We start from the raw sequence: 18,426 nt of genomic DNA, 5'->3' as shown, positions 1-18,426 counted from the left end.
CCGGGGCCGACCCCGGAGGGTCGGCCCCGTCGCCTAGCGGCAGCTCGTGGCCTCGAACTGCCTCTCGGTCGTGGTCGTGACCTCCTTGCCGTCGACCGTGGCGGTCGCGGTGAACGTCACCGTCCCCGCCTCGATCGCCTCGCTGCGCGAGTTGAACTTCTGGCTCGCGCTCTTGCCGGGCTGGACGTTGTTGAAGGTCTTGGTGCCGTAGGGCGTCGTGACCTTGACGTCGACCGCGAAGTCCTCCTCGTTGACCGCGCGCGCCGTGACCTGGGCGCGGGCGCCCGTGCACTGCGCCACGGCCGTCGTGGTGACCTCGAGCACGGGCTCGGGCTCGACCGGGTCGGCGCAGGACACCTTGGCGGAGCCCCAGTCGGCGTGGTCGTTGCCGTTGCCGTCGCCGCCGTCGGTCACGATCAGGTCGAGGTAGCGGACACCGGTGACCGGGACGTCCAGGTCGACGGTCTTGCCGCCGCCCTTGAGCACCTCGGTCTGGGCGAGCTGCGTGCCGTCACCCAGGACCTTGAACTGGACCGTGCCCTTGGTCGCCTGGACGTCGTCGACGCCCACGGTCGCCGTGAAGGCCTCGCACTGCCCGGCGAGGAAGACCCGGACGGACGCGTTCGCGTGCGTGCCGAGACCCTTCTCGTGGACGACGCCGCGCAGCGTGAGCGGCTTGCCGTCCTTCTCGCCCTGCTCGCCGTTCGACAGGTCGCGCTCGACCGGTCCCCACCCGTTGGTCGTCGAGACGAAGGGCAGGTCGCTGACCCAGTTCTCGCCGCCGTTCGGCGGGACGACGACCCACACCGACTGGCCGGCCTCGACCGACCGCTTCCCGACGGGGGCGGCCGTGGTCGTGTACGTGCCGCCCGACGTGAGCGTGTAGGCGTCGGCCGTGATCCTGCCGTGCGGCGTGACCTTCCACGTCGTGGTGAGGACGCCGCCCGCGGGGAGCGTGGCCGCGGTCGCGGCGTTGGTGGCCTCGACCTCCCAGCCCTCGGGCACGTCGAGCGTCACGGCGACGTCCGCGACGGCCACGGGCTCGTGGACCGTGAGGCGCGTCGTGACCGTGCTCGCGACGTCGGGCTCGAACGCGACGGGTCCCGGGGAGACGGTGAGCGACGCGCACGCAGGGGTGGCCTCGGCCGGGCCCAGGTCCACGACACGGAAGTCGTCGAGGATCAGGTCGGACTGGTTGCCGCCCGCAGTGAGCTTGCGCAGCCCCACCCAGGTGTCGCCGCAGCCGCTCGCCACGACGTCCTCGGAGAACGTCGCGGTCGTGCGCTGCTGCCCCAGCGGGGTCGCGTGCGTCTCGACCGACGACGGGGCGCCGCTCGCGACCGAGTCGTAGCCCGTGACCCACTGGTACTCGCCGCCGTTGCCCGACTGGTAGTCGAAGGTCACGCGGTACTGACGGCCCGCCTCGAGCTTCACCGTGCTGGGCACGGTGCGGTAGACGAGGCCCTTGTTCTCCTCGTGCGCCTTGAGCGACCAGTCGCCGGACAGCGCGTCGTCGACGAGCTTGCCGTTCCAGCCGGCCTGCGTGTAGGGGGCGTTGCGCTTGGCGATGTGCGTGCGCGGGTCGGTGACGCCGCCCGCGTCGCCCTTGACGAACGGTCCCCAGCCCTGGGGCACGTTCTCGAAGTCGTCGAACGCGACGACCGTGCCCGTCTCGCCCTCGACGGCGGGTGCCACCGAGCGCGTGGCGCTCACGACGCGCAGGTCGTCGACCCGCACGACGGCGTCGCCCGCCGAGGCGGAGACCGTCAGCGTCGGGCGGGCCGAGCCCGTGACGTCGACGAGCACCTGGACGCGCTGGTAGTATCGGTTGTTCTTCTCGTCGGCCGCGACGAGGTTCTTCGCGGTCGAGCGCTCGACGACGGTGCTCGCCGTCTGCGCGACGCCCTCGCCCGAGACGGACAGGGTGGTCGTGCGGGACTTCCCGGGCTGGACCTCGACCCACGCGCTCACGGCGTAGGTGCCCGACGGGAGCTCGCCGAGCTGCTGGCTCAGCGACGAGGCGCCCGCGCCGAGCGTCGCGACGCGCTGACCGTTCGACAGGGTCTCGATGCCCGTGGTGCCGGTCGTCTCGTACGCGTCGAGCGTCGCGGCGTTGAAGCCGGGGTCGACGATGCCGCTCGCGGTGCCCCACGCGACGTCGGCGGCCGAGGGCGTCGTGACGCCCTGCGGGTACAGGACGTACGGCTGGCCCGCGGTCGCCTCGACCGTGACCTTGCCGTCCGTGACCGGGACGTCCGCGACCTTCTCGCGGCCCGTCGTCGTGAGCTTGTAGAGAGTCAGGCTCGTGGCCCCGGAGAACTCGTCCGTGAGGGTCCACGTGGTCGAGCCGCCGGTCGGGTTGTAGTGGTAGAGCTTGCCGCCCTCGGCGGCCTCTCCCTCGAGCCCGGGGGCGTCGGACGCGTTCCACGGCAGGAGGTAGGTACCACCCTTGGCCACGACGGCGTCGCCGACGAGGATCTGCCGGTCGGCCGCGGTCGTGCCACGCGCCGAGACGTCGCCCGTGAAGTCGATCCGGTCGGTGCCCCAGCGCACGATCTCCTGGTGCTGGAGGAACTTGGTCGGGACGTTGGTCGTCCAGACGTTCTTGTAGAACGCGTTCCAGTCGGTCTGCCCGGTCCAGCCCTCGAACTCGACGAGCCGCGCGTTGCCGAGCAGCGGGTGCGGGTTCCAGGTGTCCTTCTCGGCGTTGTCGATGAAGCGCACGATCTGGGAGTTCAGGCCCTTGTTGGCGGCGCCGCCGTAGTTCTCGTCCGCGGACCAGTGGCTCCACAGCGAGTTCGCCTCGAACTTGTCGGACCACTCGGTCGCGATCTGCAGGTCGTTCGCGCGGGCCGCCTCGGCCAGGGCGCGGGCCTGCCAGCCGAAGTTGTAGTAGACGTCCACGTAGAGCAGGTCCAGGTTGCCCCGGGTCTCGTCGGCGAGCTGACCGATGCGCGCGGCCAGGTCACCGCTGTTCACGTCGCGGCGCTGGTCGATGTAGTACGACTGGCCGAGCCAGTTCCAGCCCTTGGCCGACGGGTCGACGAGCTCGTCCGAGAAGGCGTTCGCCTCGGCGTAGGCCTCGGTCGCGTTGATGTGGACGCCGAAGTCGGCGTTCCAGTCACCGCCCTGCTCGAGGAGCGTGTTCATGTCCTCGAGGCCGCCCGCGCGCTCGTTGTAGTTGCCGCCGTAGTCGGGGTGCGCGGAGTCGTGGCCCTCGGAGCCGTAGCCCTTGAGCAGCGCCATCTGGCCCAGGCCGTCCGTCGCGAGCGAGATGCGCTTGACGTCGTCGAGCGTGCGCAGGAACGGGTGCGTGGCCTGCGAGGCGAAGTTGAACGGGATGTGGGTCACGACGCGGTCGGCGACCTGGTCGGCGCCGAGCGCCTTGGGGGCGGTCGCGCGGAACGCGATCGCGCCGTCCTGCCAGTCGACCTTGTCGTCGGCGTTGGCGTCGGCCGTCACGACGACGGTCGCGTACGGCAGCTCCTCGGTGACGGGCGAGCCCTGGGCCCGGTAGGTCCACGCGCCGCTCCAGACGCCGACGCGCACGCCGCCGTCGGCCGCGCGGGCCTGGCGCTGCAGGCGGTTGCCGTCCGCGGCCGCCTTGCCGCTCGCCTCGTCGTAGACGCTGTTGGTGACGATCGTGGCCGACAGCGCGCTCGTGCTGACGATCGCGTACGCCGACCCCACCGGGTTCGCGTTGACGGGGGTCTGCCCCGTGACGGTCGTGAACGTGTCACCGACCTTGCCGCGGTCCGGGCTGATGACGGCAGAGGCGACGACGGCCGACGGGTCGGCCGACGAGACGGAGAGCAGGTCATGGCCGGGGACCTCGATGGTCCCGACGCGGAAGGCCTCGGTGTCGGTCACGCCCGTGACGCGGAACGTCACGGCGCTGCCGTCTACCTCGAGGCGCGTGTCGATGCTGACGCCCGCGAGGTCGGGGAACGACAGCTGGTAGTCGCGGCTCGTCTCGCCGGGCTCGCCGGCCTCGACCGCGACGGTGCGGTCGGTGCCGTTGAGGCGCACCTTCGCCACGGTCGCGGTGCTGCCCGCGAGCGAGGCTCCCGACGCGCGGTCGGTGTAGCTCAGGACCCGCGGGAAGTCCGCGGCGACCTGGACGTCGAGCTGGGCCGAGCGCAGCGTCGCCGCACCCTCGACGCTCGCCGCCGCGACCTGCTCGGCCGTCAGGCCCAGGGCCGAGAGCTGGGTCGTGCTGCTCGCCGGGGTGTGGCTCGCCGCGGCTGCGGCGGGCAGCGCCGCGAACGGCACCACGACCGCGGTGGCGAGCGCCACGAGCCGGCGGGCGCGGCGCGAGCCGCCGCCCGGGAGGGAACCGGCCCGGGGGCCAGGGGAATGTCGAACCATGTGCTGTCTCCTTCGATAGCAGTTCATCGGCCGTCCCCCGACCGACGGGCGTCACAGCTCTTCGACGTACTCCTCGGGCTCGCCGAGGACGGCCTCGTCCTTCAGCTCGAGGTCGGAGCCGACCGCGTGCAGCTCGAGGACCGTGACGGTGTTGCTCCCCGCGCGCAGCAGCGGCGCGGGGACGTAGAGGGTGTGCTGCGGGCCGCGCTCCCAGTAGCGGCCGAGCAGCACGTCGCCGACCCAGACGAACCCCTTGGTCCAGCCGGGCAGGACCAGGAAGGTGTCGGCCGGCTCGTCGACGTCGAGCGTCGTCCGGGCGATCACGCCCTGCGGCCCGACGGCGCCGGCTCCGTCGGGGTCGGCAGCGTCGACGGCGGCACCAGGGTCGCCGGGTGCCCCGGGCTCGCCGGTGGCACCGGGCTCGCCGGGGGCCCCGCTCGCCCACAGCCCGTCCACGGGCAGCAGGTCGAGAGGCAGCGAGCGTGAGGTCCAGCCGTGCACGATGCGCCGCTCGACCAGGACGTCACCGAGGATGCCCTTGTGCTCGCCGAGGCGCGGCCCGTAGTTGATGCGACCGAGGTTCTCGACGAGGATCTCGAGCCGCACGGGCACCCCTCGACCCACGACCGTGAGCCCCAGGTGGGAGGTCTCGCGCTCCAGGACGCCGACCTCGTGGCCGTCGACGTAGACGGTGGCGCGGTCGTGCAGGCCGAGGACCGAGAGCGTGCTGGCGCCCGGCGGGAGGATGGGCGTGGCGGTGTGGAGGACGAGCCCGGCGTTCTGGCCGAGCTGCTCGAACGTCAGGGGCGACGAGGCGACGGTCTCGGTGCCGAGCACCCGCAGGGCGGGCAGCAGCGGGCGGGTCGAGACCGGAGGCAGGGCGCGCGCCGGGAGCCGGACGGGAGGCTGGACCCACCGGTCGTCCTGGGTGTCCCCGACGTCGCCCCGGTACTCGGTGAGCACCTTGCGCAGCGCGAAGAACTTGGGCGTCACGGTGCCGTCCTCGGCCACGGCGGCGTCGGAGTCGTAGCTCGTGACGGTCGGCTGGAGCCGCGTCCCGTCGTGGTTGGCGCCCGCGGTCAGCCCGAAGTTCGTGCCGCCGTGCGCCATGTACAGGCTCACGGAGCCGCCGAGGTCGAGGAGGTCGCGCACGTCGGACGCCGCGCTGTCGGCGCCGCGCACGTGGTGCGGGTCGCCCCAGTGGTCGAACCAGCCGTTCCAGAACTCGGCGCACACGAACGGCTGCTCGCCGCGACGGGCCGTGAGCTTGTCGAGCGCCTGCCCCGGGCGGCTGCCGAACGTGGCCGCGGCCAGCACGCGCGGGAGCGTGCCGCCGTCGAGCATGAGGTCGGTGGGGCCGTCGGCCGTGAAGAGGAGCTCGTCGATGCCGCGGGCCACGAGCGCGTCGTGGACCCAGGCCATGTAGGCGTGGTCGTCGCCGAAGCTGCCGTACTCGTTCTCGACCTGGACGGCCACGACGGGCCCGCCGTGGCTCGCCTGGAGGGCCGCGAGGCGTGGGACGAGCTCGTCGAACCAGGCCGCGACCGCGGCGAGGTAGGTCTCGTCGCTGCACCGCAGGCGGATCCCGGGCGTCGCGGTGAGCCAGGCGGGCAGGCCGCCGTTGTCCCACTCGGCGCAGATGTACGGGCCGGGGCGCACCACGACGTCGAGCCCCAGGTCGCCCGCGAGGCGCACGAACCGCTCGACGTCGCACCACCCGGTGAAGTCGAACGTGCCCCGCTCGGCCTCGTGCCAGTTCCACGGGACGTACGTGTCGACCGTGTTGAGGCCCATGGCGCGCAGGCGCAGGAGGCGGTCCTCCCACTGGTCGGGGTGCACGCGGAAGTAGTGGATCGAGCCCGAGAGCAGGCGGTGCGGCGCCCCGTCCCGCAGGAGGTGCGAGCCGTCGGCGCGCAGCCTGGGCGTGGTCGCGCCGTCGGCGCGCAGGGTCGGCCGGTTCGCGCCGTCGGCGCGCAGGGTCGGCCGGTTCGCGCCGTCGGCGCGCAGGGTCGGTCCGCCGGCCGGGCGCGAGGCCTGGCCGGCCGGGTGCTGCTGGTTCACTTGATGGCCCCCGCTGCGAGTCCGGAGCGCCAGAAGCGCTGGAGGGAGAGGAACGCGACGATGAGCGGGACGACCGCGACGAACGCGCCGATGATGACCATGTGCCGCTCGATCTGACCGGCCTGGACCAGGGCGTTCCAGCTCACCAGCCCGACCGTGACGGGTCGCAGGTTCTCGGAGATGAGGACCTGCGAGGGGAGCAGGAAGTTGTTCCAGATCTCGACGAACTGGAAGAGGAAGATCGTGACGAGCGCGGGTGCCATCATCTTGAGGCTGACCCCGAAGAAGATGCGGCCCTCGCTCGCGCCGTCGAGGCGGGCGGCCTCGATGACCTCGTCGGGGACCGAGCTCGCGGCGAAGATGCGTCCCAGGTACACGCCGAACGGGCTCACGATGCTGGGCAGGAGGACCGCGAGGTACGTGTTGACGATGCCCGTCGCGGAGAACATGAGGAACAGCGGCAGCGTGAACAGGACCTTGGGGATGAGGACCGCGCCGAGGACCACGCCGAACAGGACGCCCTTGCCGCGGAACTCGTACTTGGCCAGGGCGTATCCCGTCGAGACGGCGATGAGCGTCCCGAGGCCCGCGCCGACGATCGAGTAGAGCGCCGAGTTCGCCATCCAGACGGCGAAGATGCCGTCCTTGTAGGCGAACAGGTCGCCGATGTTGCCGAACAGGTCGAAGTTCGAGAACCACAGGGGGCTCCCGGCGAACGTGTACCCGGCGTCCTTGGTGGCGGCGACGAACAGCCACCACAGGGGGAACAGGAAGTAGACGGCGGTGAGCGCGAGGACCGCGGTGACCGCGATGCGGCTCGTGGCGGTGGTCTCGATCGAGTCGCCGCGCAGGCTGCTCGTGCGGCCCTCGGGGGCGTTGCGCTTGCGGCGCGGGCGGTTGCCCGCGGTCTTCTCGGCCCGGGCGGGGGCGGTGCTCGTGGTCACGAGGACCTCCTGGACGTCAGACGGAAGAAGAGGACGGACAGCACGGCCACGCCGACCGCGAGCAGCACCGACTGGGCCGCGGCGTACGGGTAGTTGGCCGACTGGAGCGAGGCCTGCGCGGCCATGATCGGCGTGTAGCTCGCGTCGATCGCCCCGGTGCTCTGCTTGAGCACGAACGGCTCGTTGTAGAGCTGCGCGGAGCCGATGATCGAGAAGATCGTGGTGAGGAGGATCGCGGGCCGCACGAGCGGGACCTTGATGCTCCACGCGGTGCGCCACGGCGAGGCGCCGTCGAGCTTGGCGGCCTCGAGCACCTCGCCGGGGACCCCCTGGAGCGCGGCGTAGATGATGATCATGTTGTAGCCGGTCCAGCCCCAGGTCACGACGTTCGCGACGGCCCACAGGGCGAAGTCCTGGCTGAGGAAGTTGATGTCGAGACCGAACAGCCCGAGCAGCTGGTTGAAGGGGTTGTTCGTGGGCGAGTAGAGGAACGACCACATGAGCGCCGAGACCACGGTCGGTACCGCGTAGGGCGCGAAGCTCGAGAGGCGGAAGAAGCCCTTGGCCCGCGCCGAGGCCGAGTCGATGAGGAGCGCGATCCCGAGCGCGAGGCCCAGCATGACGGGCACCTGCACGACGCCGAACAGGAGCACGCGGCCGATCGAGGTGATGAACGTCGAGTCGCCCAGCGCGTACGCGTAGTTGAACAGGGGGTCGAAGATCTCCTGCGTGCCGCCCAGCCCGAGCGCGTCGCGCTGGATGCGGAACATGCTCTTGTAGATCGCGAACAGGATGGGCGCGACGTACATCCCGACGAACAGCACCACGAACGGGCCGACGAACCAGATCGCGTACCGGCTGGTCCGGCTGCGCGGTCGCTTGGGCGGCGTGGCCGCCGCGCGCTTCGTCTCGACCGGCGGCGGTGCCGCCGACGTCAGGCTCGTGGTCATGGTGGGTTCCTCAGGGGGATGCGTCGTGGTGCCCGACGACGTCACGCGCCCAGGTGCACCGGTGCTCCCAGGTGCGTGGCGTCGTCGGGCCTTGTGCTGCTCGTGCGCGGCGAGAACCGCGCGGGTGGTGCTGGTCGTGCCGGACGTCAGGTCACTCGTTGACGGCGATGCCCTGCTGCTTGAGCTCGGAGACCGTGGCCTCGCGGGCTCCGGTGAGCGCGGTCGCGACGGTCGCGCCGCCCTCCTTGGCGTAGGCCTGCTTCATGCCCGTGCCGAGCGTGCCCACGAGGGTCGAGACGCCGGGGCCCCAGGCCCAGTCCTCGTTGACCTGGCCGGACGCGGTCTTGAACACGTCGCTGATGACCTGGCCGCCGAAGTACTCGTCGCCCGTGGCGAGGAGCTCGGACTCGAGGCCCGCGACCGAGGCCGGGTAGACGCCGCCGCCCTTGACGAGCTCGTCGACCGACGCGGGGTCGGTGCTGATCCAGTTGGCGACGGTCCACGCCGCCTCCGGGTCGTCGCAGCCCTTGAGGACCGCGGAGAGGCTGCCGCCCACGTTGCCGGTCTTGGCGTCGCCCGCCTCCCACTGCGGGAGCTCGGCCACGGCCCAGTCGCCCGACGAGGCCGCGGCGGAGTCCTTGAGGATGCCCGCGAACCAGGCGGCGCCCACGATCGTGGCGATCGAGCCGTCACCGAGGCCTGCGGCCCAGTCGTCGCTCCAGATGCCTGCACCGATCACGTCGGCGTCGATGAGGCCCTGCCAGTAGTCGGCGACCTCGAGGTTGGCCGGGGAGTCGGGGGTGATCGACCAGGCGCCGTCCTTGATCTCGTACCAGGGGGCGCCGGCCTGCCAGGCGAAGCCCGAGTAGTCGTAGTCCTCGTAGGTGCCGGTCAGCTTGATGCCCGCAGCCTTGAGCTTCTCGCCCGCGGCCTGGTACTCGGCCCACGTGGTGGGGACGGCGATGCCGTTCGCCTCGAACACGGTCTTGTTGTAGAAGAGCACCATGGGGCCCTGGTCCTGCGGGGCGCCGTAGGTCTTGCCGCCCACGTTGACGCCGGCCCAGCCCGCGGGGGCGTAGAGGTCCTTGTCCTTCCCGGCGAACTCGGTGACGTCCACGACGTTGCCCTCGGCGACGAAGCTGGGGAGCGTCTCGAAGCCGACCTGGGCGATGCAGGGGGCGTTGCCCGCGGTGATCGAGTTGCGGATCTTGTCGTAGCCGCCCTTGTTGCCGGGCTCGATCTGCGTGTACTTGATCTTGATGTCGTCGTGCGTGTCGTTGAAGATCTTGGCCGACTCGTCGTAGCCCGCGGCCCAGGTCCAGACCTCGATCTCCTTGACCTTGCCGTCCCCGTCTGCCGAGCCACCGGACGTCGTGTCCGACGAGCAGGCGGTCAGGCCGCCCGCAGCGAGTGTGAGGATCGACGCGACCCCGACTGCCTTGACGATCGATGACTTCATGACTCTCCTTCTGACCACACTGTGCTGAGGATGGAGCGGCGACGGCGCCGCGGTCTGCGTGGAGCACACTCTGACACACGTTGATATGGATCACAACCCACTCACCAAGACGCGCCATCACTTGCGCAAACCCGTCACTTTCGGCTGCATGTTCTGGCTGTTATGGTCAACACTGATAACAGAAGGGTGACGATGACGCGGGCCTGGCAGGCTCGCGCTGTTGACGTCCACTACGCTGCGGTGCACACCCGCGGCCCCGCACACCGAGGTGCCCGACGACCCACGCCGGACCCTCACCGCCCGAAGGAGAGCACGTGGAACGACCGTCACCGCCCGCACGGACGGAGCCGGCGCAGGGGAAGACCACGGCCGTTCCCGCCCGGGGCCGCGGCCCCGCGATGGCCGACGTCGCCCGCGTCGCCGGCGTGTCCGCCCAGACCGTCTCCCGCGTCCTGTCGGGGCACCCCAACGTCAACGAGACCACCCGCAACCGGGTGCGCGCCGCCGTCGAGCAGACCGGATACCGTCGCAACAGCCTCGCCCGCGCGCTCGTGACCGGACGCAGCAAGACCATCGGCGTCATCACGCACGAGACCGACTTCTACTCGGGCAGCGCCATGATGCTCGGCATGCAGCGGGCGGCCCGCGACGGCGGCTACTTCGTGAGCACGGCGAGCACCGCCTCGCTCTCCCCCGCGTCGATCGCCCAGGCCGTCGACCGCCTCCTCGACCAGGGCGTCGACGGGCTCGTCATCGCCGTCCCCGTGCGCGACGACGAGTCGCTCGGCGACCTCATCCACGGCACCCCGACCGTCGTCGTGGACGGCATGCAGTCGTCGGCGACCGAGGTCGTCGCGGTCGACCAGGTCGCCGCGGGGCGCGTCGCGACCGAGCACCTCCTGGAGCTGGGCCACGAGACCGTGTGGCACCTCGCCGGACCCGCCTCGTGGAACGACGCCAACGGCCGCACCGCCGGGTGGCAAGCCGCGCTCCACGACGCAGGACGCACCGAGCCGCCCGTGCTCTACGGCGACTGGAGCCCCGAGTCCGGCTACCGCAACGGCCTGGTCCTCGGCCGCCTGCCCGAGGTCACCGCCGTGTTCGTCGCGAGCGACGAGATGGCGTTCGGGCTGATCCGGGGACTCACCGAGAGAGGGCGGCGCGTCCCGGAGGACGTCTCGGTCGTGGGCATGGACGACATCGCCCTCGCCGAGTACTGCTCACCCCCGCTCACCACGGTCCGCCAACCGTTCCACCTGACCGGACGCCTCGCGGTCGAGCACGTGATCGCGCTCATCGCCGACCCGACGACCGTGCACGAGCCCGAGGTCGTGCTGCCCGAGCTCGCGGTCCGCCTCAGCACGGCGCCTCCGCGCTGAGCGGCGCGGGCGCGGGGCAGGCCTGGCCCACCGAGCCCACATGGAGAGCACGGCCTGCCATGCCCCCTCCGTCGGAGGCGACACCCTCAGCCTCGCCGCGTGAGGTCGACGTTGCTGCTGGTGCCGGCGCGCCCGCTCTCCCCTATCCTGCTTCGCCGTCGCCTTCGCCCTCTTCGTCATGCGCAACGTCGTCGTCATCGTCCGCACCTCTGATCGGCAGCACGGCGGCGTCGATCTGCGCTAGCCACGCGTTGAGCTGTGCGACCGCCTCGTCGAGCTCGATGTCGATCTGCGCATCGGCCGCAGCGCGTGCGTAGTCGGTCGGCCAGTGCGGGTGGGCGACCACGACGCATGGCCATGTCCGCTCAGCGCGACCAAGCGCCTGGGCGTCGCGCGCACGCGCGTCGAAGACGTCCATGACGGCTGCACGGACGCCAGCCAGGTTCTGACCGATTACTGCGAGGTCGCGAAGCAGCAGCAGGTCGACGAGGTCGCGCGCCCGATCATTGGTCGCAGTCGGCGGGTCGTGGGGATCGGTACAGGCGTGGATCTTCTGCGCGACCTGATAGCGCATCGCGATGCCCACCATCACACCGGGGCCCGGCAGCCCGAGGCCCGCCAGCGTAGGCGGTGCAAACGGTTCAGGCGTGGCTCCGGCGCCACCTTCGTCCGGCGCGATCTCGACCTGGACCCTTCGCCACGTCTTGCCTCTGAGCTCGACGACGACGTCGAAGCGGCGCGGCTTGATGACGCGAGCAGGGATCTGGATGACCTCGACGGCGTCCCGCCGTAGCGTCAGCGGGCCCCAGGGCTCGGCGAGCTCGTCATCGAGCTTGGCGAGGAAGTCGTCGATGTCACCGCGGATGAGCCCGTCCACGTCCTTCGTCGCACGCGTGGGCACGCTGGGGAGCCGGTGCTGCAACAGAGTCCCGCCCTTGAGCAGGAAGTGCGGCTGCCCGGTGGCATCGAGGGCTCGCTGCAGTGCGGCGATGACGACCGTGGACGCAACGAGCCATGCCAAGCGTCCGCCGCGGCTGCCCAAGCGTCTCTCGGCCTGCTGGAGCCAAGAGTTGAGCATGGCGACCGACGCCGGTTCCTTGGTCTTCTCGGGCAGGTCGGCCAGACCAAGGGGCACATCAACATTCGGGTGTGTCACGGTTCGTCAGCTTCCTCTGCAGATCGGCGCTCTCGCTCGCGGTGATGCGCCCGGTCTTACGAGCCGTCGTGAGGGCCTGGCGGAGAAGATAGGTCGGGGTGCCGGTCTCGATGCACTGCGCGATCCCAGTCGCGGGTCTCACCGTCGGGATCTGTTCGAACCACCCGATATGGCGGGGATCGAGGTCTTGGTGGTGGACCTCGATCCCGTCGGCGCCGGCACGTCGGATTCGGTGGCGCCGGGGAACGGTGACGTGGATCCGGTCGGGGTTGACATCGCCGAGCCCGTAGAGAGCCAGGGCGGTCTCATGGGACAGAGCGGCCTTGTCGACACCGGTCCACAGCACGGCCAGGTGCAGATCGTCGTACTCACTGACGGGGACGACGTTCACGCGGTAGACGCCGTGAGCAACCTTCTCCAGGTAGCCGCGCGCGACGAGCTGCTTGAGTGCGTGCGGACTGTGCCCTTCACGCAGCGCGTCGGCGCGGCGGATGAACCCGTGGCGGTCGAAGGCCTCTTCGAGCAGGCGGTCGCGAGTGTGCGGCATGTCAAAAGGGTACCGCCAGTGGCACCCTTTTGACACAGTCTGGCGGCGAGAAATCTTGGTCAGGGATCAGAGGAAGAGCGCCATCGGCCTGCCCCGGACGCGCCGGAGGCGGCCCGTCGTGTGAGCGCCCCCCTGCAGGGCTCACACCACGGGCCGCCTCCGACCCTCACGCCCGTCACGACCCCCATCGACGACCGAGCGTTCACCTGAGCAGAGGAGGGTGGCGCTCGTTTGATACACACAGTTGCCGTGACCCCCGTCACATTCTGACATCGGGTGCCACCGGACGCAGCAGGACGGCCCGCCCGGAGCGCTCGAGCACCCCGTGCGAGCCGTCCGGCCCTCGTGCCCGTCAGCCCAGCAGCGCCTGCCCCAGGAACTCTCCCTCGGCACAACCCGGCGGCACCGCGAACACCGCCGACCCGATCGGTGTCGTCCACTCGTTGAGCAGGTCGACCTCGTCGAGCCGCCGCTGGATCGGCACGAACTGACGGTCGACGTCGGCCTGGAACGTCACGAACACCAGGCCCGAGCTGCTGAGCGCCCCCGGATCCACCCCGACGTCGGGCGCGTCGTCGTAGCTGTACGCGCGCCGCAGGAACCGCTCGGCCTGGTCGTCGGTCCGGGCCCGCCGTACGTGCGCGGCCGGGCCGATCACGGTCAGCCCGTGCGGCCCGACCGCGTCGAGGTCCGGCTCGTCGTGCTCACGGTCCCCCGTCAGCGGGGCTCCGTCCACGAGGCGACGTCCCATGACGGCCTCGCGCGTCGACCGGTCGACCTCGTCCCACGTGTCGAGCTCCATGCGGATGCGCCGCACGACCATCGACGTGCCGCCCGCGAGCCACCCGTCCGTGCCGTCCGACCACACGAGCGGGGCGTCGGCGACGGGGTCCACGTTCCGGGTCCCGTCGATCTGCCCCATGAGGTTGCGCATGGTCCGCCCCGCGGTCTCGCTCCCGACCGACCGCCGGAACCCCTTCTGCAGCCACCGCACCGACGCGAAGTCGCGCGCCTCGCGGAGCAGCATCCGGACGGCGTGCGAGACCGTGACCTCGTCGTCGGCGCAGACCTGGAGCACGAGGTCGCCGTCGTTCCAGCGGTCCTCGAGCCGGTCCACGGTGAACGCCGGCAGTGGCCGGAGCCACGGCGGGCGCCTGTCGTCGAGCCCCGCGGCCGTGAAGACCGCGGGGCCGTAGCCGACCGTGACCGTGAGGCGCGCGGGCACCTCGGCGAGCTCGGGCTCGGTGTCGGTCAGGCCGGGACGTCCCTGCGTGAGGCGCGCGACGTCGTCGGTCCAGATCCGCATGAGCCGCACCAGAGCGTCCCGGTCCGTCCCCGGGGCCAGGGTCAGCGCGACGAGCGTCAGGTACGCCTGGGGAGGCGTCTCGACGCCCGCCTGCCGCGGGCCGTGGAAGGACACGCGCCGGTCACCGTGCAGCGAGGCCTCTCCCGCACTGCCCGACGGCGCCGCTCCCGCCGCGGGGGCCGTGGCCCTCCCGGCCCACGCACCTCCCGCACCGGCGACCGCCACCGCGCCCGCCGCAGCCCCGCCGACCAGGAACGCGCGACGCGAGACCCGGGCCCGGGCGGCCGGGACCTCCCCGGCGCCCTCGCCTGTGCCGGGACCGGGCCCGACGTCAGCCATCGTGGCTCATGTCGTGGCCCTCGTCGTGGCCCTCGTCGTAGCTCTCCTTGGCGCCCGCGAACGTGCGCGCGGGGGCCGTGACCACGAGCGTGGACCCGTCGCTCAGCTCGAGCGTGACGTCGTACTCGGCCCCGGCCTGGACCGGCGCGGACAGCTCCATGAGCATGAGGTGGTCGCCGCCGGGCTCGAGCGCGTGCTCGCCGCCCGCGGGGATCGTGAGCCCGCCCTCCTTCTGGCGCATGACCATGGCACCCGAGTCGTCGGTCGCCATCTCGTGGAGCTCGACGCGAGACAGGTCGGACGTCGCGCCGACGACCGTGACGTCCTGGTCGCCGTCGTTGTGCAGGACGGCGAAGGCCGCGGTCATGCCGGACTCGGCCGCCTTGATCCAGGGGTCGGTCGCGGTCAGGTGGTCGGCCGCCGCGCCCGACGAGGCGCCGGACGACGCGTCCGACGAAGCAGTGCCGGACGGGATGCCGGACGGTGAGCCCCCGCAGCCCGCGACAGCGAGGAGAGCGAGCGTGACGGTCGCGCCGAGCACGGTCGCGCGGCGGGTGGTGGTGCGTGCAGACATGGTGGGTCCTTCGGTTCGGGACCCGGCGTCGGGGCGCGCGGGGACGACCCGCGCCGCGGGAGCGGCCGGCCCAGGGCAGGACCGGGGCTCCGCGGGGTCGCGGGAACGCCCGGGCGACGACGTCGCCGGGAAGGTGGTGGGGAGGAATCAGTCCTGCTGCTGGCGGCGACGGACGATCAGCACGGCGACGACCACGACCGCAGCCGCGAGCATCGCGAGCCCGACGAGCAGCGGCACGATCGATCGCGCCTCGTCGGTCGAGTCGGCCGTGTCGGTCGCGTCGGTCGCGTCGGTCGCCGCTTCCGTGGTCGCCTCGGTCACGCCCTCGGTGGCCGACGGCGTCACGACGGTGGCCTCGTCGGTCGCCACGGGTTCGGCCGGCGCGGGAGCCGCCGCGACCGCGAACGAGAACGTGCCCTCGATGGGGTGGCCGTCCGAGGAGACGACGCGCCACGCGATCGTGTACGTGTCACCGGTCAGCTCGGCGGGCCACGGGAACGTCGCAGAGGTCCCCTCGATCGTGGGGCTGCCCTGCGCGACGACGGTACCGGCCGTGTCGGTCACGACGACCTGGGGCTCGACCGCGAGGGGCTCGGTGCTGAACGTCATGGTCAACGCGGCGGGTGCGGCGTCGAGCTGCGCGCCGTCCGCCGGGTCGGTGCTGATGATGCGGTCGTGCGCCTGGGCGGGGGCGGCCCCGCCGATGCCGAGCAGCAGGGTCGCTGCCAGCGTCGCGAGGGCCGCGAGCACCGCGACCAGGCGACGGGCCGGGGCGGGGCGGGACGCGGGGTGCGCGAGGGCGACCGCTCGGCCGCGGCGGTCGGCGGCTGCGGACAGGGCGGACGGGTGGGAGTGGTGGGACTGGTCGGTCTGCACAGACATGGAAGACGCTCTCGATGAGGCGCGGCACGAGCTCGCGCGGGGGTACCCGGGGACGGCCGGCCTCGTCGATGGTCCGCGCGCGAGCGCGGACGGGGTCAGGAAGGAAGGGCGACGGGCCGGGCGAGCAGCGGTGGTCCGCGCGTCGTCGGGGTCCGCAGGTGGACGGTCGCCGTCAGGGACGGCGCGGCGACCGGAGCGAGGAGCCGGTGCGCGACCGGCAGCGCGGGCAGCAGGTCCGCGAGCGCCCGTCGCGGCGCGAGCCACGTCAGCAGCAGGCCGAGCGCGCGCTCGCCGTGCGCGACGACCAGGGCCACGACCAGGGTCGCGACCAGGGTCGCGACCACGTGCGCCAGGACCATCCACGCTCCCGCGGGGGTCTCGTGCGGGAGGTGCGCGACGCCGTCGGGCACGGGTGTGACGCCCGCGCACGAGGCGACCTGGCCCGCAGCGGCGAGCCCGGCGTGGCCCGCGTGGGGGCCGCCGACCGGCGCGCACGACGCGGTCGCGGAGAAGCCCAGGCCGTAGTGCAGCGCGACCTGGCCCGTGCCGAGGACCGCGACCAGCCGACCGAACGTGAGGCGGAACCGGGCCGCGAACGTCGCGCCGGCCATCGTGAACGACGCCAGGGCGAGCAGGATCAGCGGGTGCGGGAGCGTGCCGCCGCCGACGCGGTGCGCGAGCGCCGCGAGGGCCAGCACCAGGGTCGCGACGAGACCGGCGCGCGCGACGCGCAACGGACCGGCGACCTGGGTGAGCACGGAGACCACCCTAGCGGGACATGACGCGGCGTCGGATCCGGTTTCCGGCGCCCGGCGGACGGGCCCGCGAACGCGCTCGGACGACACCCCACGCCACCAGCACCCACCCGGCAGTCCAGGACGCGCCGACGACCAGGACCGTGCGCGACTCGTCGACGCTCTCCCCCGTCAGGGCCTGCTCGAGATCCCCCGACGACGCCGACGAGCACGCCGATCCCCAGCGCCGTCCGCAGCCAGGTGTCCAGCCAGCGGGCGCGCCGTCGCCGGAGCTGCTCGGCAGACGAGGCACGGTGCGCCGCGCGGCTCATGTCGGCACCCTGATGATCGTCACGCCCGGTCGGGGAGAGGATAGGGCTCATGACCACACGCAACAGCATCGCCATCACGAACGGCTACGTCGTCCCCGTCGCCTCCGCACCCCTGGAGAACGCGACCGTCCTCGTCGAGGACGGCGTCATCACGGCCGTCGGGCACGACGTCGTCGTGCCCGAGGGGGTCCGCACGGTCGACGCCGGGGGCCGCTGGGTCCTTCCCGGCTTCGTCGAGGCCCACGGCCACATGGGCGTCATGGAGGAGGCCGAGGGCTGGGCCGGCAACGACACCAACGAGATGACCGACCCCAACGGTGCCGCGCTGCGCGCCCTCGACGCCATCAACATCGAGGACGAGGGCTTCCGCGACGCGCTCGTGGGCGGCGTGACGTCGGCCGTCATCAAGCCCGGCTCGGGCAACCCGATCGGCGGGCAGACCGTCGCGATCAAGACCTGGGGCGGACGGACCGTCGACGAGCAGGTCATCCGCGAGGCCGTGTCGGTGAAGTCGGCGCTGGGCGAGAACCCCAAGCGCGTCTACGGCGACCAGAAGAAGCTGCCGTCCACGCGCCTCGGCGTGGCGAACGTTATCCGCAAGGCGTTCGTCGACGCGCAGAGCTATGTCGCCAAGCGCGACGCGGCCGAGGCCAAGGGCGAGCCGTTCGACCGCGACCTCGCCAAGGAGACCCTGGGCCGCGTGCTCGCGGGCGAGCTCTACTGGGACCAGCACACGCACCGCGCCGACGACATCGCGACCGCGCTGCGCCTCGCGGACGAGTTCGGGTACAAGCTCGTCATCAACCACGGGACCGACGGCGCCGCGGTCGCCGACGTCCTGGCCGAGCGCGACGTGCCGGTCATCTTCGGACCCCTGATCACGTCGCGGTCCAAGATCGAGCTCCGCAACCGCGACATCGCGAACCTCGGCGCGCTCGCCCGCGCGGGGGTGCGCGTCGCGATCACGACCGACCACCCCGTGGTGCCCATCAACTTCCTGGTGCACCAGGCCTCGCTCGCGGTCAAGGAGGGCCTGGACCGCGACGTCGCGATCCAGGCGCTCACGACCAACCCGGCCGCGTTCCTGGGCCTCGACGACCGCGTCGGGTCGCTGCGCCCCGGTCTCGACGGCGACGTCGTGATCTGGTCGGGCGACCCGCTGGACGTGACCTCGCGCGCCGAGAACGTGTTCGTGACCGGCACCGAGGTCTACACGTGGGACCGCGCGGCGGCTGGCGGGCGCGGTGCGGGCACGGTCGTCGAGCGCGGGGAGCGCTTCGCGGACTGATCAGGCCGGGCTCGCCGGGCCGGGTCCGCCGGGCCCGGCGAGCCCGGCCCCCGAGCCCCCGGGTCCGCGGGTCCGCGGGCCGGACGCCGAGTGTGCAGTTCGGGTCG

13 protein-coding genes are annotated in these 18,426 nt (G+C 72.2%); 2 read left to right on the top strand and 11 right to left on the bottom strand.

Features of this window, described 5'->3' with window-relative positions:
* Positions 1-33 precede the first annotated feature (33 nt).
* The 5 genes from ACFVQ3_RS17245 to ACFVQ3_RS17225 form a co-directional block, all read right to left on the bottom strand.
* Positions 34-4,368, bottom strand: a complete 4,335-nt coding sequence (locus tag ACFVQ3_RS17245; protein WP_387641646.1) for an endo-alpha-N-acetylgalactosaminidase family protein — start codon at positions 4,366-4,368, stop codon at positions 34-36.
* 51 nt (positions 4,369-4,419) lie between these two features.
* Positions 4,420-6,429 (bottom strand): beta-galactosidase, encoded by a 2,010-nt coding sequence (locus tag ACFVQ3_RS17240; protein WP_387641643.1) that lies wholly within the window; start codon positions 6,427-6,429, stop codon positions 4,420-4,422.
* Positions 6,426-7,373, bottom strand: coding sequence for a carbohydrate ABC transporter permease (locus ACFVQ3_RS17235; RefSeq protein WP_387641640.1), 948 nt, complete (start codon positions 7,371-7,373; stop codon positions 6,426-6,428). The genes ACFVQ3_RS17240 and ACFVQ3_RS17235 overlap by 4 nt, the downstream gene beginning before the upstream one ends.
* Positions 7,370-8,323 (bottom strand): carbohydrate ABC transporter permease, encoded by a 954-nt coding sequence (locus tag ACFVQ3_RS17230; protein ID WP_387641637.1) that lies wholly within the window; start codon positions 8,321-8,323, stop codon positions 7,370-7,372. The genes ACFVQ3_RS17235 and ACFVQ3_RS17230 overlap by 4 nt, the downstream gene beginning before the upstream one ends.
* Positions 8,324-8,474: 151 nt before the next feature.
* Positions 8,475-9,782 (bottom strand): ABC transporter substrate-binding protein, encoded by a 1,308-nt coding sequence (locus tag ACFVQ3_RS17225; protein ID WP_387641634.1) that lies wholly within the window; start codon positions 9,780-9,782, stop codon positions 8,475-8,477.
* A 314-nt stretch (positions 9,783-10,096) separates the two neighbouring features.
* On the opposite strand from ACFVQ3_RS17225, the gene ACFVQ3_RS17220 reads away from it, so the two are divergent.
* Positions 10,097-11,161 (top strand): LacI family DNA-binding transcriptional regulator, encoded by a 1,065-nt coding sequence (locus tag ACFVQ3_RS17220; RefSeq protein WP_318244081.1) that lies wholly within the window; start codon positions 10,097-10,099, stop codon positions 11,159-11,161.
* Positions 11,162-11,303: 142 nt separating this feature from the next.
* Here the strand turns inward: ACFVQ3_RS17220 and ACFVQ3_RS17215 are convergent, their stop codons facing one another.
* The 6 genes from ACFVQ3_RS17215 to ACFVQ3_RS17190 all read right to left on the bottom strand — a co-directional run bounded on the left by ACFVQ3_RS17215 (position 11,304) and on the right by ACFVQ3_RS17190 (position 16,723).
* Positions 11,304-12,317 (bottom strand): nucleotidyl transferase AbiEii/AbiGii toxin family protein, encoded by a 1,014-nt coding sequence (locus ACFVQ3_RS17215; protein WP_387641630.1) that lies wholly within the window; start codon positions 12,315-12,317, stop codon positions 11,304-11,306.
* Positions 12,298-12,864 (bottom strand): type IV toxin-antitoxin system AbiEi family antitoxin domain-containing protein, encoded by a 567-nt coding sequence (locus tag ACFVQ3_RS17210; RefSeq protein WP_387641627.1) that lies wholly within the window; start codon positions 12,862-12,864, stop codon positions 12,298-12,300. Before ACFVQ3_RS17210 ends, ACFVQ3_RS17215 begins: the two co-directional genes overlap by 20 nt.
* A gap of 352 nt (positions 12,865-13,216) precedes the next feature.
* On the bottom strand, positions 13,217-14,509 hold the full coding sequence (locus ACFVQ3_RS17205; protein WP_387641625.1) for a Dyp-type peroxidase: 1,293 nt from the start codon (positions 14,507-14,509) through the stop codon (positions 13,217-13,219).
* On the bottom strand, positions 14,502-15,083 hold the full coding sequence (locus ACFVQ3_RS17200) for a copper chaperone PCu(A)C (protein ID WP_387641623.1): 582 nt from the start codon (positions 15,081-15,083) through the stop codon (positions 14,502-14,504). Before ACFVQ3_RS17200 ends, ACFVQ3_RS17205 begins: the two co-directional genes overlap by 8 nt.
* Before the next feature lie 147 nt (positions 15,084-15,230).
* A complete protein-coding gene (locus tag ACFVQ3_RS17195) occupies positions 15,231-15,965 on the bottom strand; it encodes a copper resistance protein CopC (protein WP_387641620.1) in 735 nt (244 codons plus the stop codon).
* Between the two features lie 95 nt (positions 15,966-16,060).
* Positions 16,061-16,723 (bottom strand): hypothetical protein, encoded by a 663-nt coding sequence (locus ACFVQ3_RS17190; protein WP_387641618.1) that lies wholly within the window; start codon positions 16,721-16,723, stop codon positions 16,061-16,063.
* A gap of 357 nt (positions 16,724-17,080) precedes the next feature.
* On the opposite strand from ACFVQ3_RS17190, the gene ACFVQ3_RS17185 reads away from it, so the two are divergent.
* Entirely contained in the window at positions 17,081-18,319 is a 1,239-nt protein-coding gene (locus ACFVQ3_RS17185; RefSeq protein WP_387641616.1) for an amidohydrolase, read from the top strand.
* The last annotated feature ends 107 nt before the right edge of the window (positions 18,320-18,426 follow it).

The sequence above is a fragment of the Oerskovia sp. NPDC057915 genome, from assembly GCF_042887685.1.
In the GTDB taxonomy this organism is placed as follows: Bacteria; Actinomycetota; Actinomycetes; order Actinomycetales; family Cellulomonadaceae; genus Oerskovia.
Note: the sequence above shows the minus strand (reverse complement) of the source record. Positions and strands in the feature narration are given on the sequence as shown.

Excerpts from the sequence above, each read along its gene's own strand:
- ACFVQ3_RS17245 (WP_387641646.1), bottom strand. The coding sequence starts at position 4,368 with ATGGTTCGACATTCCCCTGGCCCCCGGGCCGGTTCCCTCCCGGGCGGC.
- ACFVQ3_RS17230 (WP_387641637.1), bottom strand. The coding sequence starts at position 8,323 with ATGACCACGAGCCTGACGTCGGCGGCACCGCCGCCGGTCGAGACGAAG.
- ACFVQ3_RS17225 (WP_387641634.1), bottom strand. The coding sequence starts at position 9,782 with ATGAAGTCATCGATCGTCAAGGCAGTCGGGGTCGCGTCGATCCTCACA.
- ACFVQ3_RS17210 (WP_387641627.1), bottom strand. The coding sequence starts at position 12,864 with ATGCCGCACACTCGCGACCGCCTGCTCGAAGAGGCCTTCGACCGCCAC.
- ACFVQ3_RS17205 (WP_387641625.1), bottom strand. The coding sequence starts at position 14,509 with ATGGCTGACGTCGGGCCCGGTCCCGGCACAGGCGAGGGCGCCGGGGAG.
- ACFVQ3_RS17200 (WP_387641623.1), bottom strand. The coding sequence starts at position 15,083 with ATGTCTGCACGCACCACCACCCGCCGCGCGACCGTGCTCGGCGCGACC.
- ACFVQ3_RS17195 (WP_387641620.1), bottom strand. The coding sequence starts at position 15,965 with ATGTCTGTGCAGACCGACCAGTCCCACCACTCCCACCCGTCCGCCCTG.
- ACFVQ3_RS17185 (WP_387641616.1), top strand. The coding sequence starts at position 17,081 with ATGACCACACGCAACAGCATCGCCATCACGAACGGCTACGTCGTCCCC.